We start from the raw sequence: 24,516 nt of genomic DNA on the forward strand, positions 1-24,516 counted from the left end.
TAGAGATAATAGAAAATTGATGAAGGTGAAAAAATGAATAAAACTAAAGGTGGTTTTCAACTTACGTTACAAACTTTAAGTCTTGTAGTTGGATTCATGGCTTGGAGCATTATTTCTCCATTGATGCCATTTATTTCACAAGATATTAAAATTAATCCAGGACAGTTATCAATTATTTTAGCGATACCAGTTATCCTAGGATCGATTCTTCGTGTACCATTTGGTTATTTAACAAATATTATTGGCGCTAAATGGGTATTCTTTTGTAGTTTCATTATATTATTATTTCCTATTTTCTTCTTAGGACAAGCCCAATCGCCTGGTATGTTAATGGCGTCTGGTTTTTTTTTAGGAGTAGGAGGAGCCATCTTCTCTGTAGGTGTCACTTCAGTTCCTAAATATTTTTCAAAAGACAAAGTAGGATTAGCAAATGGTATTTATGGAATGGGAAATATTGGTACAGCAATTTCATCATTCTTAGCACCTCCTATTGCGGGTATTGTAGGATGGCAAACAACAGTAAGAAGTTATCTTATTATTATCGCTATTTTTGCAATATTAATGTTTTTCCTTGGAGATGCTAAAGAACCTAAAGTTAAAGTACCTTTAGGCGCTCAAGTTAAAGATTTATCTTCAAACTACAAACTATATTATTTGAGTTTATGGTACTTTATTACATTTGGTGCTTTTGTAGCATTTGGTTTATTCTTACCTAACTATTTAGTTAATAATTTCGGAATAGATAAAGTAGATGCAGGTATTCGATCAGGAGTATTTATCGCATTAGCAACATTCTTAAGACCTGTGGGTGGGATTTTAGGAGATAAATTCAACGCGGTTAAAGTCTTGATGATAGATTTTGTTGTGATGATTATCGGTGCAGTTATTTTAGGTGTTTCAAGTCATATTGCCTTATTTACTATAGGTTGTTTAACAATTAGTATTTGTGCTGGATTAGGAAATGGACTCATCTTTAAACTTGTGCCATCTTATTTTGCTAAAGAATCTGGTACTGCAAACGGAATTGTTTCTATGATGGGAGGGTTAGGTGGTTTCTTCCCACCACTTGTTATCACGTATGTTACTTCATTGACAGGTTCAAGTCATTTAGCATTTATTTTACTAGCTGTATTTGGAATACTTGCTTTTATTACAATGGGTCATCTTTACAAAAAAGAATACACAAAATAAATATACAACGTAGTGCACTAGCACTACGTTTGTTTATTAGCTTATGCTAAGCACCTATTTTTTCAATAATCTAATGTAAAATGAAAGATGAATACAACGTACTTTGATGAGAGGTTGAAATAATAGCACAAGCTGAAACTACCCTCTAAGAGAGTAAGACAATAATACGAAGAATTATAAATAAGCCAGTAAATGAATGTCTAATCATTCATTTACTGGCTATTTTTCTGAAAGTTATATCTCAACTTCTTTTATTTATTCTACTGTAATTGTAGTACCTTCGTCTTCTTCAGTGACATTCTTAGGTAAAATCACCACTAAAACACCATCTTCATAACTTGCTTTGATTTGATTTTTATTAATATCTTCGAATTCAAAGCGTCTTACCAATTCTCCGCTTGAGCGTTCACTTAATTGAACACTACCTGTTTGCTCAGATACTTGTTTAATGACTTTAATCGTTAAAGTAGCATGTTCATATTTAAGATGAATGTCTTGTTTCTTTACGCCAGGTAATTCGGCTTCTAGAACATATTGATTTTTTTGACTGTAAACATTTGTTGGGAAGCTTTTAGTTGAAAATTGGTTAAATACTTGTTCACCTAGATCACGAAATACATCTCTTGGATTATTTTTAAAAATAGCTTGATCAAAAAATTCTCTATTATTCATATATGAAATCTCCTTTTCAGAGTAATATGTCATAAAATATATTGAAATTTTACAATATCATTATATAAATAGAGATACTACACGTAAAGTAAAAGCAATTTGAAAGTTTGAAGAATTAAAAAGTGAAAGATGTGGAATAAAGAAACATGACAAAAGACGTCGATATTATGTATTAGTTAGAAAATAAAAGAAAGAATGAACAATAATTACTTAGCTTTTGTCATGTGTATTAACTATTCAGCATTAGAGCCGAAGTTCTCTGAAATAATATGTCTTAAGCTACTAGCAAGGCCATCCGCTTCATCGTCAGAAATATCAAAATCATTAAACACTTGATTAGAAATTTGCTCTAATACTGGTTTAATGTCTCTACCATTTTGAGTTAATGAAATTTGTAAATTACGTTCATCTTCTTTTTCTCGCATGCGTTGTACGTAACCTTTTTTCTCTAATTTTTTTAAGAGAGGCGTTAAAGTTCCAGAATCTAAGAAGACACGTTGACCAAGGGACTTAATGTTTATTTTTTCGTCGTTTTCAATAGCCATAAGAACCATAAAACTTGTGTATGTTAAATCATACTCTTTTAGATAGTGAGTATATTTTTTAATTACCTCTTTTGAAGTCACATAAAGTAAAAAACATAATTGTTTACTTAAATAACTGTCCTTTACATACATATTCTTTCCCCCTCAACTTACTTAAAGATAGTATGAACAATAGCTATTGTCAAGACTATTGTTAGAGTAATATATAAGTTTTTTAATAAATTTAAAAATAAATTTAAATAAATCTACATATAATTTTAGATTGTTGATTTATTTCAAATTCTAAATTAAATTATTAGTATATTTTGTTACAAAAAAGATGTATCACTTTAAAAAAGTTACTATTTCATTCATAATTATTTAAATGATAAAAGAAGCTATTTTATTGAGTAATATGATGAAGGAGTGCTCTGATGAGTAAGAAGCAAAAGATTATTAGAATTATTATTATATTAGCTATTTCTCTTGTATTAGCTATTGCGTTCTTCTTTGGAACGAAAGCGTATCAAGGGCATAAAAATGTGCAACTTGTAGACAATTATATAGAACAAAAACATTTGAAAGATAAAATTAAATCAGAAAAGACATTATATAGCGCTAAAAGAGGCGTTTATTATAAACAAGTGGTGTTTAAAGACGAGCCTAATTTAACATATATCATTCAGCCAATTGGTACACGTAAAGGTATTTTAGTTGAAGGCTTTGATACGGAAACCAAGAAAAGCATTAAAAGTGCAAAACATAACTATTTCAACCAAAATTATAAGCCATGATATATAATTAATATGTAGAACTAGAGATATTAATGGTGATTACTACTCAAAAAAACAATGTCTATGGAAAAATAGATATTGTTTTTTTTAATGAAATTTTTGTTAAATGGTAAAGGTAAACGAGTTAGTTAAAAAAGGTTTTAGAGTAATGTCATTCATTTATCAACCGCTCTTACATTGAGAAGGTTAAAGATAGTGATTGAATTCCAACATCTATATTCTAAAAATATTCTCATTTTTCTGTTTTTAATTAATTATTTTTGCCAAATTAAATATGTATATTATTTAATAGTTTTTAATTTGTTATATCCGAATTTTGAATAATTTGATATAATTAAGCGATGTCAGAAGAAGGGGGTTTCAACGTGACTCTGTTCAAGAGAAAAGTTAGCCTACCTATGCAAGTATTAATTGCATTAGTGCTAGGTGTAGTAATTGGTTTATTATTATTTGGACAAACAGGTGTTGCAAATTATATTAAACCTTTCGGTGACGTTTTCTTAAACTTAATCAAAATGATCATCATCCCAATTGTATTCTGTTCACTTGCTTTATCTATTTCGAATTTAGGGGATTCGAAGAAAATAGGAAGTTATGGATGGAAATCAATTCTTTATTTCGAAATTATTACAACCATCGCCATCGGTTTAGGTTTAATTATTGGTAATGTTTTTAAACCAGGAATTGGATTAGATCCTGATAAGTTACCTAAAGGCGATATTACTAAATATCAATCAACTGCGTCTGCCGCAGAACAATCTACATACGGTAACCACTTTATTGATACAATCGTAAATATTATACCAACTAATATTTTTGAAGCTTTAACTAAGGGTGAGTTATTGCCAATTATTTTCTTCGCAGTATTCTTTGGTTTGGGATTAGCTGCAATTGGAGAAAAGGCTGAACCAGTTAAAGGTTTCTTAAACGGTACATTAGAAGCCGTATTTTGGATGATTAATAAAATCTTAAAATTAGCACCAATTGGTGTATTTGCATTTATTTGTACAACTGTTATGACATTCGGTGCTTCAGCTTTAATTCCATTAGCTAAACTTGTTTTAGTAGTTGTGTTTGCGATGATTTTCTTCATTATTGTTGTTTTGGGTATTGTAGCAAGAATTTGTGGAATTAGTATTTTCTCAATCATTAAAATACTTAAAGATGAATTATTACTTGCATTCTCTACTTCAAGTTCTGAAGCAGTGTTACCAGTAATGATGAATAAAATGGAGAAATTTGGTTCACCAAAAGAAGTGACGTCTTTTGTTATACCAATTGGATATTCGTTTAATTTAGACGGATCAGCCTTATATCAATCTATCGCCGCTTTATTTGTTGCTCAAATGTATGGTATTCACTTATCATTATCTGAACAAATCATTTTAATGGTGACATTAATGGTTGCATCTAAAGGTATGGCAGGTGTGCCAGGAGTATCTATCGTAGTGTTATTAACAACATTGGGGGCAATGGGCTTACCAGCTCAAGGTCTTGCGTTAATTATCGGTGTAGATCGTTTGTTAGACATGGTTCGTACATGTGTGAACGTTATTGGTAATGCATTATCTACAGTAGTTATCTCTAAATGGGAACATGTTTATGATAAAGAAAAAGGTAAGAAATATCTAGAATCAATTTAAAAAAAGAAATCTGACATTTTTAGCGTCGCTTGGATAAGCGATGCTTTTTTATTCAAAAAGAAAAAGCGAGATAACTGATTTTAAATGAATGTTATCTCGCTCTTTATACTGCCTAATATATCAAAAGTTACATGCCTTTCATATCATGCATTTCATGAATTTTCATCATGAGACCATGTGGCACTTCATCATGATTTACTTTTGATACTCTAGAAAATGAATCAGAACCTTTTTCTTTTACTAAAAAGACAAAATCGCCTTTTTTTACTTTTACATTAGTGTTAGAAGGTAATTTAACATTTTTCTCTACTTTTTCAGTTTGTTCATTTACCATTTTATCAATAGTGTGACTATCTTTCATATAGCCATAGTAGGATTCTTTTTGCTGACCATTTAGCATTACAATGACTAAAATAATGCTAACAATTAACATAATTGCAATTAAAAAAATTCCTAACCCTAAACCTTTTTTGTTCTTCATTAAGACTCTCCTTAAATATATTAATTTATTTATACAAAAAATAGAATTAAATTGCAATAAAAGTTTCACAAAAATTCAATTGTACTTCAACTAATATAAATGAAGCATTATAAATAAGCAAAAAAAAGTAGATAGAATTCATGATACATTCTATCTACTCTTATTAACAATCAAATTAAAGATCAATTGTGATTGGTGTATCAATATCATCATCATTCATTAAAGTAATCGTTTTTGGATTTATTTTTAACACACATAAATTAGAATCCTCTTTAGAATCGAAGAATGTTTTGTCTTGTGTTTCCCACAACCAATCAATGACTTTCTGATCTTCTACAATGTCAATACTTGCTTCTATTTCAACAAAACTATTATTTGTTGTTTCATTATATCCTAGTAAAATATATGCTTCTGGATTACTTTGAATTTCTTTTACTTTAGAACTTTCATTGCTTGTTTTTGTATATAAATTAAGACCATCGTTATAGAACACCATATATCTGCTATTCGGTTTATTATTATATGCAGTTGATAATACGCCAATTTTAGAAGTATTTAAAACTTTCTCAATCGCTTGAGTCACTTTTTGTTTGTCCAAACTAATCATCTCCTTATTGTATTTATATCCTTTTAAAATTAAATTTAAACAGATTTGATATAAATATATTTCACTTCATCATGATGCAACGTTATGTTAAATGGATGATTGGTTTCTTCTTGTATAAATAGTTCTGTTTTAGGTTGATTGCATCTATCTAACTGATGAATAATACTTTTTTCAATGTATACAGGTAAATTATCTTGAGACATTAATTGATGGATCGTCCCATGTTCTTTATTTAATGTATTTGCGATGATTAAGCTGTTTTCGTTTAATTTATTTAGTATTTGATAATGCTGTTTACTGTCAGACAAATAGCGATCATTAATTTTATTAAATAAGATAAAATGATAATTTCCATCTTTTTGACTCATTAAGTAATTATTTGAAATATGGATAGGCACATCGATAAATGCTGCAATAAATTGATAAAGATGCATAATTGGAAGTAAACTCCCATGTCGATTAAATAATGCAATAAACATCGGATTATCTTCAAAAAGGTGATAGCAAATACCACCTCCATATTTTAATAGCGCCGTTAAATGACAAACTAAATCTGCTAGTTGAAGTGGATGCCTACCGTCATTTGTATACTTAAAGCAACGTAATGATAAGCTACTATAGACAAATTGGGTCGAAGGTATATTAGAATTCTTTATAAAATGAACGTAGTTTTCGAAATGAGTATTTGCATGAGTAAATCCGCGTTGGTATTCAATTAATATATTTTTCGTATCAATATTTTCAATGTCAACAAAATAGTAATCAAAATTAAGACGCTTCATTGTATCATAGACTTCTTGTAACTTTTCGTACTGATGTAATAATCCTTCCACTAAAACACCATATTTAATCGAACGATTTTTGTTTCTAAGTTTTAAATATGATAGATGAATATCTTGGATAGTCATTGACTTGGTATCAAATACGAGCATAAATCGTACACTTTTTTTATTCCATTTATAATCTTGATTATTTTCTAGAAACGTCATAATTAAATCGTAAAAAGTAGTGAACTCAGATTTATTTTTGATAATGACAGCTAAACTGATATTTTTTTCAAATAATTTTTCGAAGCAGCGATTGAGTAAGTTTCCGTTAATTGAATGTTGATTCATATCACTCATATCATTAATCAAAATGGCTGGTTTAGGTAAATAAGATAAATCGATATCATAATGATCATTAAAAACAAACTGGAATAATTCATTAATATTTTTAAAATGAATAAATGCCTTTGAAGATTGAGTATGTTGAAAGGCTTCTAATTGCTCAAGATCAATGATAGTTGTTTCGGTTGATAATTGTTCAGTTGTTTCAAACTGAGAGATTAATTCAAAATGCTTAGGTTCAATGTCACTCTTCAGTCGTATCGCAGATATAGGATCAGAATGATTCAGTTGAGAACGAAATTGTTTTGGACTTAAATTAAGATAATTTTTAAATTGATTAGTAAAATTGGTATGACTACTAAAACCGGATTGTTCAGAAATACTTGTAATAGAGTCATTTGTACAAATGAGTAATCTAATAGCATGATTAATTTTCAAACTTGTATAATAATCTTTAAAATTAATATTCAATATACGTACAAATAAATTTGAACAATATGACTCAGAAATAAGTACATGTGCTGCAATATCTTGTAGAGAAATATTGGAAGTGATGTGATCATGAATGAATATAAGTATATTAATTAAGATGTGCTGTTCAACAGGAATCTTTGGAATATATATATGAGGATGTCTAATAACTGCTTCTTTATAAAAAGTTTGTATGATCTTTGGAATAACTTTGTCATCATGATGAGATGTGTTGTACATATGTTCTATATTATTTAAAATGATTGATTTGATAAAATGACTTGATTGTAAGAGATGTGCATCAAAGTGGCAATTAAAAAAAGCAGAGTCTTCAAGATAAAAGTAAGCCATTGGTATTTTGAGCTCAATCAGATTTCTTCCTTTATTAATTTGATATAAATCACCTTGATTAATGATTGCAATATGATTTGATAATGGGTGATACTTTCCATTGATTGTCATTTCTAATTCATTAGTTAAAGAAAATAATATAAGCACATGGTTGATGTTTCTCCTAGGCATAGAAGTAATATTTTCATGTAAAAAAAGAGTACTGCTCATAAATAAGTCTCCTCATCTAGTATAGTATTTGTAAGCGGGGATTTAGGTCTGTTTGAATAATAAGAGTTATTATATATGAAAATAAAAGAGATATTAATAGTTAAAAATAAAAAAATTTCGTTTATTTTTAAGTGAAAACGTTAACAATTTTATAGATGCACAATATTATTATTTTTTTTAGAATGTCGCATGAGACTATTGAAAATTTTTAGTAGGTCAATGAAACGAATTTAAATGCATAATAAATATAGATTTTGAGTGAAGAGATATAAGCTATTAAACAATGATTCACTTGAAATTAAAAATGACTAATTCTGTACATACATCACGATACAACATCATTTGAATATATAGCATCAAGAATGAATTTACTTATATATTTGATATGAGCCCCATATATTTAAAATCACTATTTAAATGTATATCAAGACACAACATCTTAGAGCATTAGCAACCGATATACAATAGTTTAATGAAACGAACGATTACGGTATTTTAAATAGAGAAAATGACATCACTCCGTAGAGTAAGCAACTTAGAATAAAAGATGCATGCAAATATAAAAGGTATTAACAGTAGCTAACTATTATATTTAGAATCATTATAACTCCCCAAAAATTTCTATTTAATGTGTAACAATTTTACATCATAACATCTAAATATACTTTTACTTAATTAAACATCACGAAACATATTCAAAGTTAAGAATGTCAGAATTAGTATTAAAAAAACCTGGGACAACATGCGTTGTCCCAGGTTTTTTGATGTATTAGCAAGTAGTAATTAAATTGAAAATACAGTAGATCAAGTTTTAAACTCTAGTAGAGGCGCTCTAGTACAAAGATGTTCATAAAGAAACTAATATCCAACACAAAGTGAGGTTAAATTGTAGAAGTGAGACATTGAATTTTATTTTACTTTCACCTTTTCATTAAATTAAAATATAAATTAAAATTAATTATATAAAATATTTATAAGATATTGCTTTGTTTTTTGGAACCGATTACAATTATATAATGAATATTAAAATGAGTTTCATATATAGGAGGTTAGTAGAATGAGCTATAAGAAATCGGCTGAAGATATATTAGAAGCGATAGGCGGAGAAGATAACTTAGATGCTATGGCCCATTGTGCCACAAGATTAAGACTTGTATTAAAAGATGAAAGTATTATAGATGAAAAAAAGTTATCTGAAATGGATGTAGTTAAAGGAACCTTTTCTACAGGAGGACAATATCAAATTATTATCGGCTCAGGAACAGTCAATAAAGTATTTGCAGAGTTAGAAAAAATAACAGGAAAAGAGCCATCAACAACTGCTGATGTAAAAGACAAATCGTCGAAGCATATGAATCCTTTACAACGTTTTGTTAAGATGTTGTCAGATATATTCGTACCAATTATACCAGCCATCGTTGCCGGTGGATTATTAATGGGTATTAATAATCTACTTACAGCGCCAGATTTATTCTATCATCATAAATCATTTATAGATGTTCATAGTCAATTCGCTGGATTAGCAGATATGATTAATGTTTTTGCTAATGCACCGTTTACACTATTACCTATTTTAATTGGCTTTAGTGCATCGAAACGATTCGGCGGCAATCCATTTTTAGGTGCAGCGTTAGGAATGATTTTAGTACATCCTTCATTAATGAGTGCATATGATTTTCCTAAAGCAGTTGAAGCGGGTAAGGCTATTCCACATTGGGATTTATTTGGATTACATATTAATCAAGTTGGATATCAAGGACAAGTGTTACCTATGCTTGTGGCAGCCTATATCTTAGCAACTATTGAAAAAGGATTACGTAAAATCATTCCTACTGTATTGGATAATTTATTAACGCCTTTACTTGCAATATTGAGTACAGCATTCTTAACTTTCTTATTTGTAGGACCTATCACTAGACAGCTTGGTTATTGGTTATCAGATGGTTTAACATGGTTATATGAATTTGGAGGTGCAATTGGTGGATTTATCTTTGGATTATTTTATGCTCCAATTGTGATTACTGGTATGCACCATAGTTTTATTGCAGTAGAAACAACTTTAATTGCAGATCAAGCAAAAACAGGTGGATCATTTATTTTCCCAATCGCTACAATGTCAAATGTAGCACAAGGTGGGGCAGCGCTTGCTGCTTTCTTAATTATTAAAAATAATAAGAAACTTAAAGGTGTGGCTTCAGCAGCTGGTATCTCAGCTCTTTTAGGTATTACTGAACCCGCTTTATTTGGAGTTAACTTAAAATTAAGATATCCATTTATTGGTGCAATAACAGGTTCAGCTATAGGCTCAGCCTACATTTCGTTTTTCAAAGTTAAAGCCATTGCTTTAGGTACTGCAGGATTACCTGGATTTATTTCAATTAACCCAGCTCATGCTGGTTGGCTTCATTATTTCATAGGTATGTTTATTGCGTTTATAATTGCAGTGATTGTCACTTTAGTTTTATCACGAAGAAAAGCTTACAAAGCTGCAGCAGAATAAAAAAGTAACCCTTGCGATACATTGCAAGGGTTACTTTTTTATTAAAGTTTTTGCTTACGCCATAAGAAAATACTTACAATAGTGACTAATATCAAAGAGATTCCTACAATAACCAGCCACGAAACGTAACTCTTATCATCAATAGGTAATGGAACGTTCATACCAAAGAAACTAAAGACAAGTGTAGGTAGTGTTAGTAATACCGTAAAAAGCGTTAATGTCTTCATAATATTGTTCATTTCATTTGAAAGTAATGAAGAATACGATGACGTGATACTTTCTAAAATACCTGTGTATAATTCAGTTGTTTCAATCGCTTGATTATTTTCAATGACTAAGTCTTCTAATAAATCCTCATCTTCTTCAAAACGTTTAATTGCAGGTAAACGGAATAATTTTTTAATAATCGTATCATTCCCTTTTAAAGCTGCTAAAAAGTAAACCAAACTTTTTTCTACTTCCATTAAACGGTAAAGTTGTTTATTCGTAATACTATTTTTCAAATCTCTTTCAATACGGATTCTTGATTTATTTAAAAGACGCAAGTTTCTGTTATAGTGATTTGAAATAGTAAGTAAAATATCTAAAGCAAAGCGACTATGAAATTTTAAATTTACGTTATCTTGTCTTGAATAATTTTCAAGAAATTCATTTTCAGCATCACAAATTGTAAAAATCACACCATTTCCAATCACAATACCTAGAGGAATGGTAACAAATGAGAGAACATGACGATTCGTAGAACTTACAATAGGCAAGTCGACAATAATAAGAGAATAGCCAGTATCTTCATCATATTCAATACGTGCACTTTCATCTGCATCAAGAGGATCACGAATAAAATCTTCTGGCAGATTGTACTGTTCAATTAATTGCTCAATTTCTTCTCTATCAGGTTCGACAACATTTATCCATGATGCAGATTGGTTTATATTTGTTTCAACTATTTCATTAGTAGTTGAGTGTTTATATGCAGTCAACATAATCGATAGTTCCTTTCTTAGTCTTTATTTCGCTGTGTCAATATTTAAAGCTTTATATTGATGCTGAACCATGATTCTTAAAGGTCCATGATAAATAATTTTAAAAATATGATTGGTTAAATCTTCAACTGAAAGACGGTGGGGATCATTCACCCAAAATTTAACAGTAGATATTGTTGCACCAGCAACATAACTATGAAAATATTTTTCTGGTATACCTTCAATCTCATGATTTGTACTAATATATTTTTGCATATTTTCCCCGATTAAGGAATAAATTTTTTCTTCAAGTTTTGACTTCCTATTTAATTGTAAGATCGTTTGATAAAAAGTAATATTATCCGAAATATGTTGAAGCATATTTTTTAAAATAATATTAATAAAATTTTTAGCAGTATCTTCTGGATCTTTTCCCATAATATTATGAAGATGATTTAAGAATGTCATTTGAGAAATAAATTCATCTTCCATATCTGATAATAATAAATATTTATCTTCATAATGTAAATAAAAGGTACCTCTATTAATATCTGCACGATCTGCAATATCTTGAATTGTAATTTTTTCTAATTCCTTTTCATTTAATAATTCGATAAATGAAGACTTAATTGCTGACCTCGTCTTACGAACTCTCCGATCTTCTTTCATTCTGCATCAATCCTTTATAATTAATTAACAATATTAGGCATAATGTTCATTAATTAACGATATGATCATTATTGATTATTGTATTGAAGTGATAACCTCATTATAATTTACAACGTATTAAATATTCAACACATTGTTCAATAAATATAGGGAGGTAAGTAAAAATGAATATTTTTTAAAAGTAAATTACTATGGTTAGCACCAATTGCAGCTATTTTATTATTAGTGATATTCTCTTTAGTGTTTTATCCTGCATTCAATCCAAAACCAAAACAAATACAGATTGCAGTGGTAAATAATGACAAAGGTATAGATATTCAAGGTAATAAAGTGAATATTGGTAAAACAATTGAAGATAAATTAATGGATAGTGATTCTGATATTGTTAAATGGATTAAAGTAGATAAAGAATCAGATATTAAAAAAGGGCTTAATGATCATGAATATTACGGCGCAGCTATTTTTAATAAAAATTTTTCAAAAAATGCAATGAGTAAAACGCAGTTGATTATTTGAAAAAAGGTGTATTATATTATTTAGATATCTAACTAAATAAGATAGGCACAAATAGAATATAATTATTAATATTGAGTTAGTGTGTTAGCATATAAAATGAAACACTATTCTGATACTATTTATATTAAATGCGTTGTTTGGTTTAACAGGGGCTGTATGGTCATTATTAATCGCTAAAACAATTTGTTCACTATTAGCAATGTTTATTGCATGTGTTTTAAGGAATGAGTTAACCTTGGACACACAAGCGTTAGTAGAAGAATAAAATAATTTGATATTAAAGCGAGCTATAAGGGAGGAGATCTCTTATTTAGCCCGCTTTAAATTTATATAAACGATGACATATGATAATAATTATTGTTAAATAAGTTATATTACTTTATTATTGTTAAATGAGTATTTTTTATAGGAGGACGTCAATGGTCATTTTAAAGCGAAGTTCTAAAGTAGCTATAGCGTTATTGATGATGTTCCTATTTTTATTCGTGCCGAGTATGACAAAAATAGCTTCTGCGCACGCTACTTTAGAAAAAATAACCCCAGCACAAAACGGTATCGTATCAAAACAACCAGATACAATCGAATTAACATTTAATGAGCCAGTAAATGCCGAATATTCAGGGATAACGATATATAATGATAAAGGAAAGAAAGTTGCTGATGTTAAACCGAGTACAATAGGACATTCAGATACTTTATCTTTCTCAGGCAAGCAATTAAAAGAAGGTACACAACAAATTAAATGGCATACTGTATCTGCTGATGGTCATGAAATTAGTGATCAATTTGAATTTTCAGTTGGTAAAAAAACAGCCAATGGTGTAGATACTACTCCTGTTGCATATGAAACGCCTGCATTTTGGTTTGGTGTGTTTAGATATATCGCTGAAGGCGCAACAATTATTTTAGTTGGTTTATATTGGTTAAACGGTATTGCACGTAGAAATAATTTATCAACATTTGATATTTTCCCTAGACATGTCGCTGTATCATTGATCATGATGATGGCATATATTATGTCACTTGTACTTTATCTGATGACTCTATCATCTGATATTTTGGATTCAGTTTTAACATTTAATCCAAGTGTCTTAATTCAATTCCCATATATACTGAGCGCTGTTGCTTTAATTATTTTAAGTGGATTATTTGTATTAAGAAATATGGAACGAACATGGTATTGGGCTATTTCGATAATTATGATTTTAGCTTTAAGTATGTCAGGACATGCTTGGTCTCAAAGTGCACCTGTTTGGTCAATTATACTTAGAACATTACACTTAGCTGGTATCAGTTTATGGCTAGGCGCATTAATTTATTTGTTTTCTTCAGTATTTACTAAAAAACGAGATGCAGTTGATTTATTGCGAGAAATCTTATTTAAAGTGAATGGAGCTGCTGTTGCAGTTATCATTATTACTGGTATATTAATGTCGATTGATGAAACTAAAATTTTATCAATATGGTCTAATATGCAAACGTGGACAATATTATTAATAATTAAAATCGTAGGAACATTAATGATGATGGCTTTAGGCTTTATGCAAACAACGCGCGCCTTAAACAAACGTTATAGAATTAATAAAGTCTCTTTAATCGTAGAAGTTTCTATTGGTATCATTTTAATACTTGTTGGTGTTATTATGAGTCAAATTAATATTCCATAAAAGGAGATTGTAAAATATGTTTAAAAAATTATTAGCTTCAGGTTTAGTGTTCTTCTTTTCACTAGGTTTATTTAAATATGCTGATGCACATGTAACGATAAATCCAAAAGCAGTTGAACCTGGATCTTATGAAAAAGTGGATGTTCGAGTACCTGTTGAACAAAAAGATCATACTGAAAAAGTCGAATTAGATATTCCAAAAGAAGTACAAGTGTCAAATATTCAACCCGTAGAAGGGTATAAATATAGTTTAGATAAAGACAAAAAAGGTAATATCACAAAAATTACCTGGAAAGCGAAAGATAAAGGCATTGGTCCTAATGAATTTATCGAATTCCCACTTCTTGTAGAAAGTCCTAAAGAAGAAGGCACATATTCATTTAAAGCTGTGCAGACATACGATAATAAAGATAAGGTAAAATGGACGGGTAAAGCGAATAGTGAACATCCTGCTCCAACATTGGAAGTGGAAAAAAATGCAAATGCTGTAACTGTTAAAGAAGACAACGCTAAAAAAGATGAAAGAAGTCAATCATCTTCAGGTGGTTCTATCGCATTGTGGATTATTTCACTTGTTGCCATTATTTTATCTTTAGTTGCATTATTTAAACATGCAAGAAATAAATAAGACATATAATAAAGTGACTTCTAGTGCTTGCTAGAGGTCATTTTTCATAACATGATTTGATTACAAAATTTTGTCACTTTAAAGACGAAGATAATCGATTATAATAATTGAAGTAAGGGAGGATTTTTTATGCGCAGATTATTATATGCTTTTTTAGTCTATATGATTATTGGACTTGTAAGTGGATTTTACTACAGAGAGTTAACGAAAGCACATGATTTTACGGGCGATACGCAACTAGCGCTTGTTCACACACATACATTAATATTAGGTATGTTTATGTTTTTACTTTTACTTCCGCTTGAAAAAGTATTTAAGTTAAGTAGTTTTTATTTATTTAATTGGTTCTTCATTGTATACAATGTTGGTGTCATTATTACTGTAGGAATGATGCTAACAAAAGGCACTTACCAAGTCACTGGAAAAAGTTTTTCACCAGAAGCATTTGCTGGATTTGCAGGTATCGGTCATACAGGAATGCTTGCTGGCTTATTATTACTTTTCTTTTTACTAAGACAAGCCATTTTAAAAGAACCGAGAGATTAAAATAATAATTTGAGACACAATAGATTCAAACCTATTGTGTCTTTTTTTATAATTAAGAATAAAGAGACTAAAAGAGGAGGACGTTTTAATGATTCATTATTCAAATCATCCACCAAATGTTAAAGATTATTGTGAATTAAGAGCAAAAGCAGGTATGAGTCCTAAATCAGAAACAGCAGCAAAAAAAGGATTACCCCATGCATGCTTTAATATTACTATTTATGAAGAATCAACATTGATTGGGATGGGTAGAGTGATTGGAGATGGAGGAACTGCATTTCAGATTATAGATATTGCTGTCCATCCATATTATCAAGGACAAGGTTTTGGGAAAGAAATCTTAAAACAAGTGATGTCATTTATTGAAAATCATGCAGAAAAAGGGACATATGTCAGTCTGATTGCAGATTATCCAGCTGATCAATTATATAAGAAGTTTGGATTTCAATCTACCGAACCAAAATCTGGTGGAATGTTTAAAAAATATTAAAGAAAAGAGATGAGATTAAATTAAATTTCTTTTAAGTTTGTTATTTTATGTCTAGATTACGCTTTACGTAGATATTCTAAATAAAAATCTTTAGGTGATGGCTTCTAGATTAAAAAATATAAGTGAATTTTTAATTTTTAATAAGCTAAATAAATTCTGAAACAATTATTTGAAGTGCATCTAGTATATAAGTTAAATATATTATTTAATAAAATATTCATAAAATAATATACACATATAAAATGAATGATGATAATATATAAATGAACAAATACACCTATTGTTCAGTACAATATAGTAAATGATTGTGAAACATTGAGTTATAATATAGTTTTTAAATAAAAATGTTTCATCATTTACACCTATACAGCTAAGAATAAACATCAAGAATAGGAGTGAATAATCACTGTGAATTATCGAGAAAAATTACAGAAGTTTAGTATCCGCAAATATACAGTCGGTGCTTTTTCAACTGTTATTGCGACATTAATTTTCTTAGGTTCACCTCAAGCACACGCCAGTGAACAACTACAAAAAGATGGACAAGTGATTCAAGCAAAAGCTAGAGACCAAGAACAAACTTCAAATGAGACAAGTAACAAGCAAGTTCAATCTAACACAGAACCTAAAGCTTCACCTGTATCTGAGAGTCAAAAAGGAAACAATGAAACTTTAAATAAAGTTCAGACTACTGATACATTAACAAATGATTTAACATCATTTTCATCTCAAAACGAAAACAAAGATACATCTCACACAACAACAGATTTAAAAGAAAACAATGAAGTTCAACCTCAAAAAAATAAATTAGATGATAATAGTCTAGGCGAAGTGAATGAAGGACATAGTCCTCGTGACAACCGTACTCGTTACGAAGATAGAGAAGCATCAGATGATACCCTAGTATCTTCGACTTCAACAACAATTGATGGTGATAAACTTCAAGTAGCGTATGACCATTCTTACGAGGAATATCGAAAAATTGATAGAGAACAAGCTGACACTACAAAAGTTGCTCAAATTAAAGCGACGTTCAATAAAGTGAATCATTTCTTTAGTGAAAATAATAATTCAAATCAAATATTAATTAATGAATTGTATAAGGAACTAGAGCAAGCTAATGCATTAATTGAATCACTGCCACAACGACAAGTAAGAACTATTAGTACAAGAGCAAATAGAGAAGCACGTTCCGTAAGATCAAGTAGACGTCCTGTACGTGGACAAGGTGGGACGAGACCCCCTAGCAATACTGCTAACACTTATACACCACCAGTAGTTCATAACTCTAGACCAAAACCTGGCTCAAAAGTAAAAAAGAATTCAGATTTGTATAATAATGCTAAAAAAGAATGGTATGTAGAAAATGAAAATGATGGTTCCGGTTATTGGTCAGGAACGTTTTTACATGCAACGAATAAAAGTGCACCATATTACGCTACACGTTCTCATTATCGAAATATGAGTCCATCTAGTGTTAGAGGTATTGCAGAAATTTCATCAATTAGACAAAATGATGGATATTTATGGACGATTAATTTTAATAAGTATCATATTAAACGTAATGGCATGGTATTTTGGTTTGGTTTACCTAAAGGTCAAACGCCAACGGGACCAGTACGTTTTACTACCACAGATGTAAATGGTCATGAAACATCATCATCTGGTACTGGAGACGGTAGAGATCAAGCATTATCAAGAATGTGGGATTCTGCTGGTGGTATTACTTCTAGTGCATATAATTTCAGACAAGGAAATCCTTTGAATAGAAGTGAGTTCTATAACGATTCAGTTAATCATATTTATAATTTAGGGGATTTTGCACGTGGTAATGAAAATCAACCATTTACATTCTTTGAAAGAGAAGGTGTTCCAAATAAAATTAAAGTAGCTGGAGACGATATTTATCGTTATTTAACTGGGCAAGTAGATCATAATCAAGGTATTGATCATATCTATGCATTTCAAGCTAGAGGAACAGATAGTTATACCATTCAATTTAAAACGTCTGGTAGCTCACAAGATAGATTATATTATGCAGCAGGTGGTAGAGGGATTGAATTTAATGAAATCAACAACTATAACCAATTATATTTAGAGCCGCTAGAACAGTATAATGATCGTAAAACTAAAATTGTAGATGTTATAGATCGCGTACTGCATATTGACCATGTTGAATCAGCTTATGATGTGCCAGAGCGTAGAATAATGAAAAAACATTACTTAGATGGCGATTTCGCTACACACGAATATGCTGAAGATGTTTCAAGTTATCTAAGTAACCCTAGTGATCATGTAATGGGTTTATTTCCTAGAGTACCTACTGATCGTTATAGAGGTAATTTTGGTGTAAATCCGCTTAACTCTTATGAAATTCATGAAATGTTTTCTGAAGAAAAATTAAAAGAGGCTGCGAGAACGGGAAGACCAATTGAAATTTTTGTTGGGTTTAATGTAAGTGATGCATATCATAATGGTGAAACAATCAAAAAAGTAAATTTATTCGTCAAACCAAAGTTAGAACAATCCATTGGATTCTATTCAGATAATGCAACCGATAATAAAGAAAATTCACCTGAATCACAAGCTGCACATCATGCTGTCTTTTTACAACAAGAAGGTCAAATGCTTAATACAGTGACTAATGGTAATAATAAGGATTATCATCAAAATATTCGAATTCAATTTAAAAGTAACGAGTCTGCAAATGTATGGGAAATCTCTGGATATCCACCATCTCTACAAATTGAAGATGCAGTAGATAGACCCAATACAGAACTTGAGAAAAATAAAGTATTAGTTGGTCAATTACCGCCAGGACGCCATGTGATGACAGCGAGAATCGGTAATGAAACTAAAATTTTTGAAGTCATTGCCAAACCCAATCCACCAGTTATTTCAACACTTGCAGCGCAATTAGGACAAAAAGGAGGTAAGAAACCAACTATTACAGTGACACATGTGCCACAAGATGAGAGAGCAAAAGTACGTTTAGTTTCAGGTGGTATAGACGGTGCAGGTCCTGGCACAGCACCTTCAGGCTATACTGTACTCGCGGAAAAGATGGCAAACTTAGATGGCACGGTGACATTTGAAGAAAGTGATTATACTAATCCTTTACCTAATAATGGGGTTATTAGAGCAATTACATACTATGAAGATTCAGTACAATCCAACTTTAGTAATTCGATTAATGTAGGATTAGATACTACACCGCCAACATTTAGCAACGTAAGAGGTCTTCAAGATAAATACTATCGTGGAGATAACGTTAATATTTCAATTCCTGTTTCTGATAATGCATATGGCTCAGGTGTGGAAGATGCATCTATCACTGGAAATAGTGGTTTACAAGCGGTATTCAATAGAGATGCTTCTGGAGACGCAGGTACTTTAGTGATTACAGGAACAATTTCGAATGATGTAACGTGGAATAGTGACATACTTGTTCAACCCGTTGCTCATGATAGAGCAGGCAATACTACCAATGTAAGCCCATATCATCTTCATATTGGAAAGTTATCTGATGATAAACCAGTTCAGTTGTTTAGTCAGCAAGAATTGAAAACAGTGGTTAATCCTAATAGTATTTCGCAAAGTGAAAGAAATGATATCATTAACTCGCTTAAAGCTAAAAATAGTAGTTTGGCATCATTTTTAAGTACATTTAATCCGTACATGGTTGATAATGATGGTAGAGTAGTCTTGACTTTTAAAGATGGTTCGACTCGTATAATTGATCCGGCTCAAGTGATTACATATAGACCTCAACGTAAATCAATATATACTGAACCAGGTAGTTCAAATACAAAAGAAGCATTTATCACAATTGCTAAAGGTCAAGAGTATACAATTGGACCTGATTTAAGAAAATATTTCTTATTAAGTAATGGACAAGATATTCCTAATAATGCGTTTACAACTATTAATGGTAGTTCAATACCATCACCTCAAGCAATAAGTCGTCTAAATGCTGGTATTTATACTTATAACGTAGATGCATTAAATGCTTACAACCATAGTTCAGAACGTTTGACAATTAAAGTTAACGTAGTTGATGTCAATACATTAGCAGAAAATCAACGTGTTTATCGTTCAACAACTAAAAATTTAAGTAATGATGAAATTACACAAGTTAGAAATGCCTTTAAAGATGCTAATCCGCAATTAAATTTAAATGATAGTGATATCAGAATTGAAAACGATGAACCTTTAAGTAATCATCCAAGTCGTGTAAGAGTAACGATTACTAAAGGTGAATTAACAAAACAATTCATTTCAACATTTGATCATATGGATTTCTTAAAATGGATAAATTTACGTAATGATTATACTGTGACTTGGACAAGTCAAAAACTTAATGGAAGAGGCACAGATGGTGGATTTGAGTGGTCTCCAGATGGTAAAACAATAATTTATCGATATGATGCAACGACTGGAAGAAGAATAACAGGCAATGACGTATTATCACTTTTAAGAGCAACGCCTAAACATGCAGGGTTAAGAAACCATATAGAAGGTCAAGAAAAAATGTTAACAGAATCAGGCTCAGCTCGTGGATTTAAACCTGTAGGATATTCTAAAGGGAATAGTATATATTCGGATGAAGAACATCCATTTACATATGATGGTCAACCTATTCAAGTATTAGACATCGTTGACAGCAATACTGGATATAGCAACTCTGCCGTTGCACGCAGTGACTACAGACATACAAGTAGCAATTCGACAGTGATCAGTGGTGATATTCCAGCCATGAATGGTGCTGCTGGTTTTCATTTAGATAAAATACTTAAACAAAATGGTACTGATAATGGAATTATGGGTGCGATAGATAAACAACAATTGTATTTAACGCCTTATGGTGCAAAAAGCTATATTGAACGCCTTGGACAATCAATGTCATCAACAGACAATGTGATTAATATCGTATTTGTACCAACTGATAAAGTAACGCCAAATATTGTATTAGATGATTATAATGATCATGTTGTATTTTCAGGAGAAACTTTCAGAAATACACTTACATTAACTGATAACTTTGGTATTAAAAATGTTACTGTACCTAATGACAGTCAAATACCTATGAATGTATTAAACCATTCAACATTAAGTGGTGTTGCCCCTAATGTATCTACTCCAATGTCTAAACAAGTAAAGGTTAAAGTAACAGATGGTAGTGATAACGAAACAACGGCTGTATTTAATGTATTAATCAAACCATTAAAAGATAAATATAGTGTCATGACAACTGCTGATGAGTCACATCCAATACGTATAGCAAATATTAGTAACAATGCAAGTTTATCTGAGACAGATAGACAAGCTATTTTTAACAGTTTAGATATTTCGAAATCAATTACCAATAGAAATTACGTTACAGATGGCAGTAATGAAATAAGAAGTAGGGAAATTAGTAATGTTCATCGTTCAGGTAATAATGCAAATGTTGAAGTGACTATCACTTATGCAGATAATTCAAGAACATCCATTACTGTACCAGTAAAACATGTCATTCCTAATATCAGAGGAATAGAATTATTTACAGTACAAGGTCAGCCATTCCCAAGTGGTAAAGGAACAAATAATAATGACTTCTTCGTTATAAACAATGATCAACCTTTGACAGATGCTACTGTGACTTGGATTGGTAATGGACCAGATATTAACTCTACAACAGTAGGTGTCCCACAAATTTTAAGAGCAAACATCTTATTTGATGGTGAAACAACACCCATTGAAAAAGAAGCACACTATAGAGCAGTTAAAGCGAAACCAAAAAGAGTATATCAAACAACAATAAATGGTAATTTCTTATCTTCAAATGAAGGTTTGTCATCTAATGTAGGATCGTTTGTAGAAGGTATTGCAAATTATTTACCATCGGGTACGAACTTCGATTGGGCACCTGGTTCTGGACAACCTTTATCAAATAGTCCAGGTATTTTTACAGAAACAATTAACGTGATATATCCTAACGGTCAAGTAGACCCAGTTAATGTATTGTTTAAAGTGAAACCAACTACGCCTTCAATCGACACTTTAAGTACAAAATATAAAGCTGATTTATTTGGACAATCTATTAAAGTAAATAATGTTCCAAATAATGCACAGGTTAAACTATATACTGAAGATGGTAGAGAAATGAGTAATACAACTATGACTAGAAATCGTGATGGTTCAGTGTCTATTACAATTCCAGGAGTATTACCACTTGGTAATATTAAAGCTAAATCAATTATCACGGTTGATCATGTAACGATTACTGAACAAAATAATAGTGGTTCTGTTGTGAACTCAACACGTTCAGAATCAATAGAATCAGATTTAAGTGCATCTTCACCTGTAACAAAACAACTTGAAGCGGTAGACGGCGGATTAAAATTTGTTAAAGGGGACAACATTGATTTAAATAATCCTAGAACTTACATTAACTCTAATTCAGATATCATACGAGTAGAATGGGAACAGAATGCTAATCAATGGAAAAACACAATTGGTACTACAACTAAACGCGCCATTGTCACATTGAGTAATGGAGAAACGAGAACAGTTTCTATTCCAGTAACCATTTATGCACCAGCCACTGCTAAAGCACCACAACGTGATGTGGTCGGTCACGCGTTAACTTATGGCGATGACGCAACAAATTATGTGACATTTGAAAATAATTATATGAATGGGGCTACAGTGACTTGGAAAAATAATAATGCTCCAAGTAATAATATTGCTGGCGTTCAAAGCTTAACTGCTGAAGTAAGGTATAACGGTATTAATCACGTATATAATGTCCCAGTAAAAGTATATGAATATAAATATAAATTTAAAAAATCAGAGTATAGTACGATTGTAGGAACAAGTTTTGAAGGAAATGGAAATATTAATAATTATGTAGCATTAGAAAATGCGAATGGTTTACCTACAGATGGTTTCCATTTTGTTTGGACTCAAAACACCACAGCTTCTCATAGCGACCAATGGTCAAATTTAGCACATCCAAATCAAGCTTTTAAAAAAGAAGCGAGATTTGAAGTATTAGATAACCAAAACCACGTATTCTTTACTTCTGATCCAGCAATATTTAAAGTGACAAATGCAGTTCCAAATCCAGCAACTGTTACACAAAATGATGTTGGTGATGTAGTCATTTCACCAGGGGTAGGTAAAAACTTAGGCGTTAATGCTGGAAATATAATTGTAAATCCAGATAGAATTACTGTTAAAAAAGGAAATCAAGTTATTGGTACATTTGTCAAAAATAATACAGGCAAATGGGCAAAAGCGAGTGATTCTATAAACACACCTGGTTTATCAGTTTCTCCAGATGGTAATGAAATTATTTATGACAAAATGTCAGTTCCAAATGATACATTGATTAACACCGAATCAACGACAGGTAATGGAGAATTGACAAGTGAAGCTGCTACAAGTGCAACTTATAAAGTTAAGCCAGCAACACCATCTAACACAACATTTGCATTTAAACAAAATGGTGAGTTCGAAGTTATTCCAAACAATGCTAATACATCAACAACAAAAAATCCTACAGATAAAGTTAAAATTAGCTATGTTGAAAAAATGGGTAATAGTGCAGAACAATCTAGAGAATTAATTGTAACTAAAAATAATCAAAATCGATGGTCGATGAATAATCAGCCAGATTATGTGATATTTGATTCTATAACAGGTAAAGTGACATTTAAAGCTAATTCTTTAAAACCACATGTACTGATTAATACAGAATCTATTGCTGGAAATGATGATAATTTTAGCCATAATACTGTTGGAGTTGTGGGACCTGATCATCATGATGTTATCATTCATGAGATAGTCAAAGAACCTGGGGAAAGAGTTAGTAATGAGGAACTTAATAATGCAATTAGTGTAGATAATAAAGATCATGCTAATGTAAACGAAGGAGTAAGTTTACCTACAAATTTACAGAGTGATACAACGCAAGCAGTACCAACACGTATTACTTATAGAGATGGAAGTATAGAAATTGTAAATGTACCAATTAGAACCCATGCAGATAAATCGAGTATTAGAAATACTTTACCTAAACTTGACGCACAAGGAGACACTAATGGTAAAACACCATCAAGTGTGAGTGCATATAATAATGAAATGCAGCATTTACATGATGAAATTGAAGCAGTTCGAAGAAGAGCTAATGAAGTGTTATCAAATGATAGAGCAACAAATACTGATGTTGCAAATGTGACAAATAATATTAATGATGTCTCATTGAAAATTCAACATGCAATTTCATTACTACAAAATAAAGCAGATAATAGTGCTTTAGTTGAAGCAAAACGTCAACTTGATGAAGCAACGGCAGAACAAGATCCAACGCCAGGAATGACACAAGTAACATCAGATAATTATAGAGCGAAAAAAGCAGAAGCAGAGCGAATTAGTTCAGAAGCCCAAGGCGTGATTAACAATGGAGATGCGACAGCTGAAGAAATCAGGGATGAAAAAG

General features: G+C 30.8%; 16 protein-coding genes and 2 pseudogenes. 11 read left to right on the forward strand and 7 right to left on the reverse strand.

The window, feature by feature from the left end:
- The first annotated feature begins 33 nt into the window (after nt 1-33).
- Nucleotides 34-1,191: a nitrate/nitrite transporter gene (locus tag HMPREF2881_RS03895; RefSeq protein ID WP_002488766.1), complete on the forward strand. Its 1,158-nt coding sequence runs from the start codon at nt 34-36 to the stop codon at nt 1,189-1,191.
- A 255-nt stretch (nt 1,192-1,446) separates the two neighbouring features.
- Here HMPREF2881_RS03895 and HMPREF2881_RS03900 read toward each other — a convergent pair whose 3' ends face one another.
- Both HMPREF2881_RS03900 and HMPREF2881_RS03905 read right to left on the reverse strand, forming a co-directional pair.
- The gene (locus tag HMPREF2881_RS03900; RefSeq protein WP_002488807.1) at nt 1,447-1,863 is read right to left on the reverse strand and encodes an Hsp20 family protein; all 417 of its coding nucleotides are present in this window, start codon (nt 1,861-1,863) and stop codon (nt 1,447-1,449) included.
- A gap of 233 nt (nt 1,864-2,096) precedes the next feature.
- Complete coding sequence (locus tag HMPREF2881_RS03905; protein WP_002448339.1) at nt 2,097-2,540, reverse strand: MarR family winged helix-turn-helix transcriptional regulator; 444 nt, start codon at nt 2,538-2,540, stop codon at nt 2,097-2,099.
- A gap of 281 nt (nt 2,541-2,821) precedes the next feature.
- On the opposite strand from HMPREF2881_RS03905, the gene HMPREF2881_RS03910 reads away from it, so the two are divergent.
- Nucleotides 2,822-3,181, forward strand: coding sequence for a DUF3139 domain-containing protein (locus tag HMPREF2881_RS03910; RefSeq protein WP_002448406.1), 360 nt, complete (start codon nt 2,822-2,824; stop codon nt 3,179-3,181).
- 365 nt (nt 3,182-3,546) lie between these two features.
- Entirely contained in the window at nt 3,547-4,824 is a 1,278-nt protein-coding gene (locus HMPREF2881_RS03915) for a cation:dicarboxylate symporter family transporter (protein WP_037556151.1), read from the forward strand.
- Nucleotides 4,825-4,951: 127 nt separating this feature from the next.
- On the opposite strand, the gene HMPREF2881_RS03920 is transcribed toward HMPREF2881_RS03915, so the two are convergent.
- The 3 genes from HMPREF2881_RS03920 to rsp form a co-directional block, all read right to left on the reverse strand.
- On the reverse strand, nt 4,952-5,305 hold the full coding sequence (locus HMPREF2881_RS03920; RefSeq protein ID WP_002488761.1) for a DUF4889 domain-containing protein: 354 nt from the start codon (nt 5,303-5,305) through the stop codon (nt 4,952-4,954).
- 175 nt (nt 5,306-5,480) lie between these two features.
- Nucleotides 5,481-5,903, reverse strand: coding sequence for a pyridoxamine 5'-phosphate oxidase family protein (locus HMPREF2881_RS03925; protein WP_002488735.1), 423 nt, complete (start codon nt 5,901-5,903; stop codon nt 5,481-5,483).
- A gap of 44 nt (nt 5,904-5,947) precedes the next feature.
- On the reverse strand, nt 5,948-8,053 hold the full coding sequence (gene rsp / locus HMPREF2881_RS03930; RefSeq protein WP_070653659.1) for an AraC family transcriptional regulator Rsp: 2,106 nt from the start codon (nt 8,051-8,053) through the stop codon (nt 5,948-5,950).
- A 1,057-nt stretch (nt 8,054-9,110) separates the two neighbouring features.
- On the opposite strand from rsp, the gene HMPREF2881_RS03935 reads away from it, so the two are divergent.
- A complete protein-coding gene (locus HMPREF2881_RS03935) occupies nt 9,111-10,553 on the forward strand; it encodes a sucrose-specific PTS transporter subunit IIBC (protein WP_002488727.1) in 1,443 nt (480 codons plus the stop codon).
- Between the two features lie 41 nt (nt 10,554-10,594).
- Here HMPREF2881_RS03935 and HMPREF2881_RS03940 read toward each other — a convergent pair whose 3' ends face one another.
- Nucleotides 10,595-11,536, reverse strand: coding sequence for a magnesium transporter CorA family protein (locus HMPREF2881_RS03940; RefSeq protein ID WP_002454917.1), 942 nt, complete (start codon nt 11,534-11,536; stop codon nt 10,595-10,597).
- 24 nt (nt 11,537-11,560) lie between these two features.
- Nucleotides 11,561-12,184: a TetR/AcrR family transcriptional regulator gene (locus tag HMPREF2881_RS03945; RefSeq protein WP_002488716.1), complete on the reverse strand. Its 624-nt coding sequence runs from the start codon at nt 12,182-12,184 to the stop codon at nt 11,561-11,563.
- Between the two features lie 168 nt (nt 12,185-12,352).
- Here HMPREF2881_RS03945 and HMPREF2881_RS03950 point away from each other — a divergent pair.
- From HMPREF2881_RS03950 to ebh, 7 genes and pseudogenes are all read left to right on the forward strand, one after another.
- A pseudogene (locus HMPREF2881_RS03950) lies at nt 12,353-12,697 on the forward strand (YhgE/Pip domain-containing protein); the annotation flags it as partial.
- Between the two features lie 109 nt (nt 12,698-12,806).
- A pseudogene (locus HMPREF2881_RS12020) lies at nt 12,807-12,965 on the forward strand (MATE family efflux transporter); the annotation flags it as partial.
- Nucleotides 12,966-13,119: 154 nt separating this feature from the next.
- Nucleotides 13,120-14,367: a copper resistance CopC/CopD family protein gene (locus HMPREF2881_RS03955; RefSeq protein ID WP_002488811.1), complete on the forward strand. Its 1,248-nt coding sequence runs from the start codon at nt 13,120-13,122 to the stop codon at nt 14,365-14,367.
- A 16-nt stretch (nt 14,368-14,383) separates the two neighbouring features.
- Nucleotides 14,384-14,995, forward strand: coding sequence for a YcnI family protein (locus HMPREF2881_RS03960; protein ID WP_002488717.1), 612 nt, complete (start codon nt 14,384-14,386; stop codon nt 14,993-14,995).
- Nucleotides 14,996-15,124: 129 nt separating this feature from the next.
- The gene (locus HMPREF2881_RS03965) at nt 15,125-15,541 is read left to right on the forward strand and encodes a DUF2871 domain-containing protein (RefSeq protein ID WP_002454922.1); all 417 of its coding nucleotides are present in this window, start codon (nt 15,125-15,127) and stop codon (nt 15,539-15,541) included.
- Between the two features lie 88 nt (nt 15,542-15,629).
- Nucleotides 15,630-16,031, forward strand: a complete 402-nt coding sequence (locus tag HMPREF2881_RS03970; RefSeq protein ID WP_002448456.1) for a GNAT family N-acetyltransferase — start codon at nt 15,630-15,632, stop codon at nt 16,029-16,031.
- 408 nt (nt 16,032-16,439) lie between these two features.
- Nucleotides 16,440-24,516: hyperosmolarity resistance protein Ebh (gene ebh / locus HMPREF2881_RS03975; RefSeq protein ID WP_070653660.1), on the forward strand; the 8,077-nt coding region annotated here is incomplete at its 3' end.

The organism is Staphylococcus sp. HMSC057A08 (assembly GCF_001812925.1).
Lineage (GTDB): Bacteria > Bacillota > Bacilli > Staphylococcales > Staphylococcaceae > Staphylococcus > Staphylococcus hominis.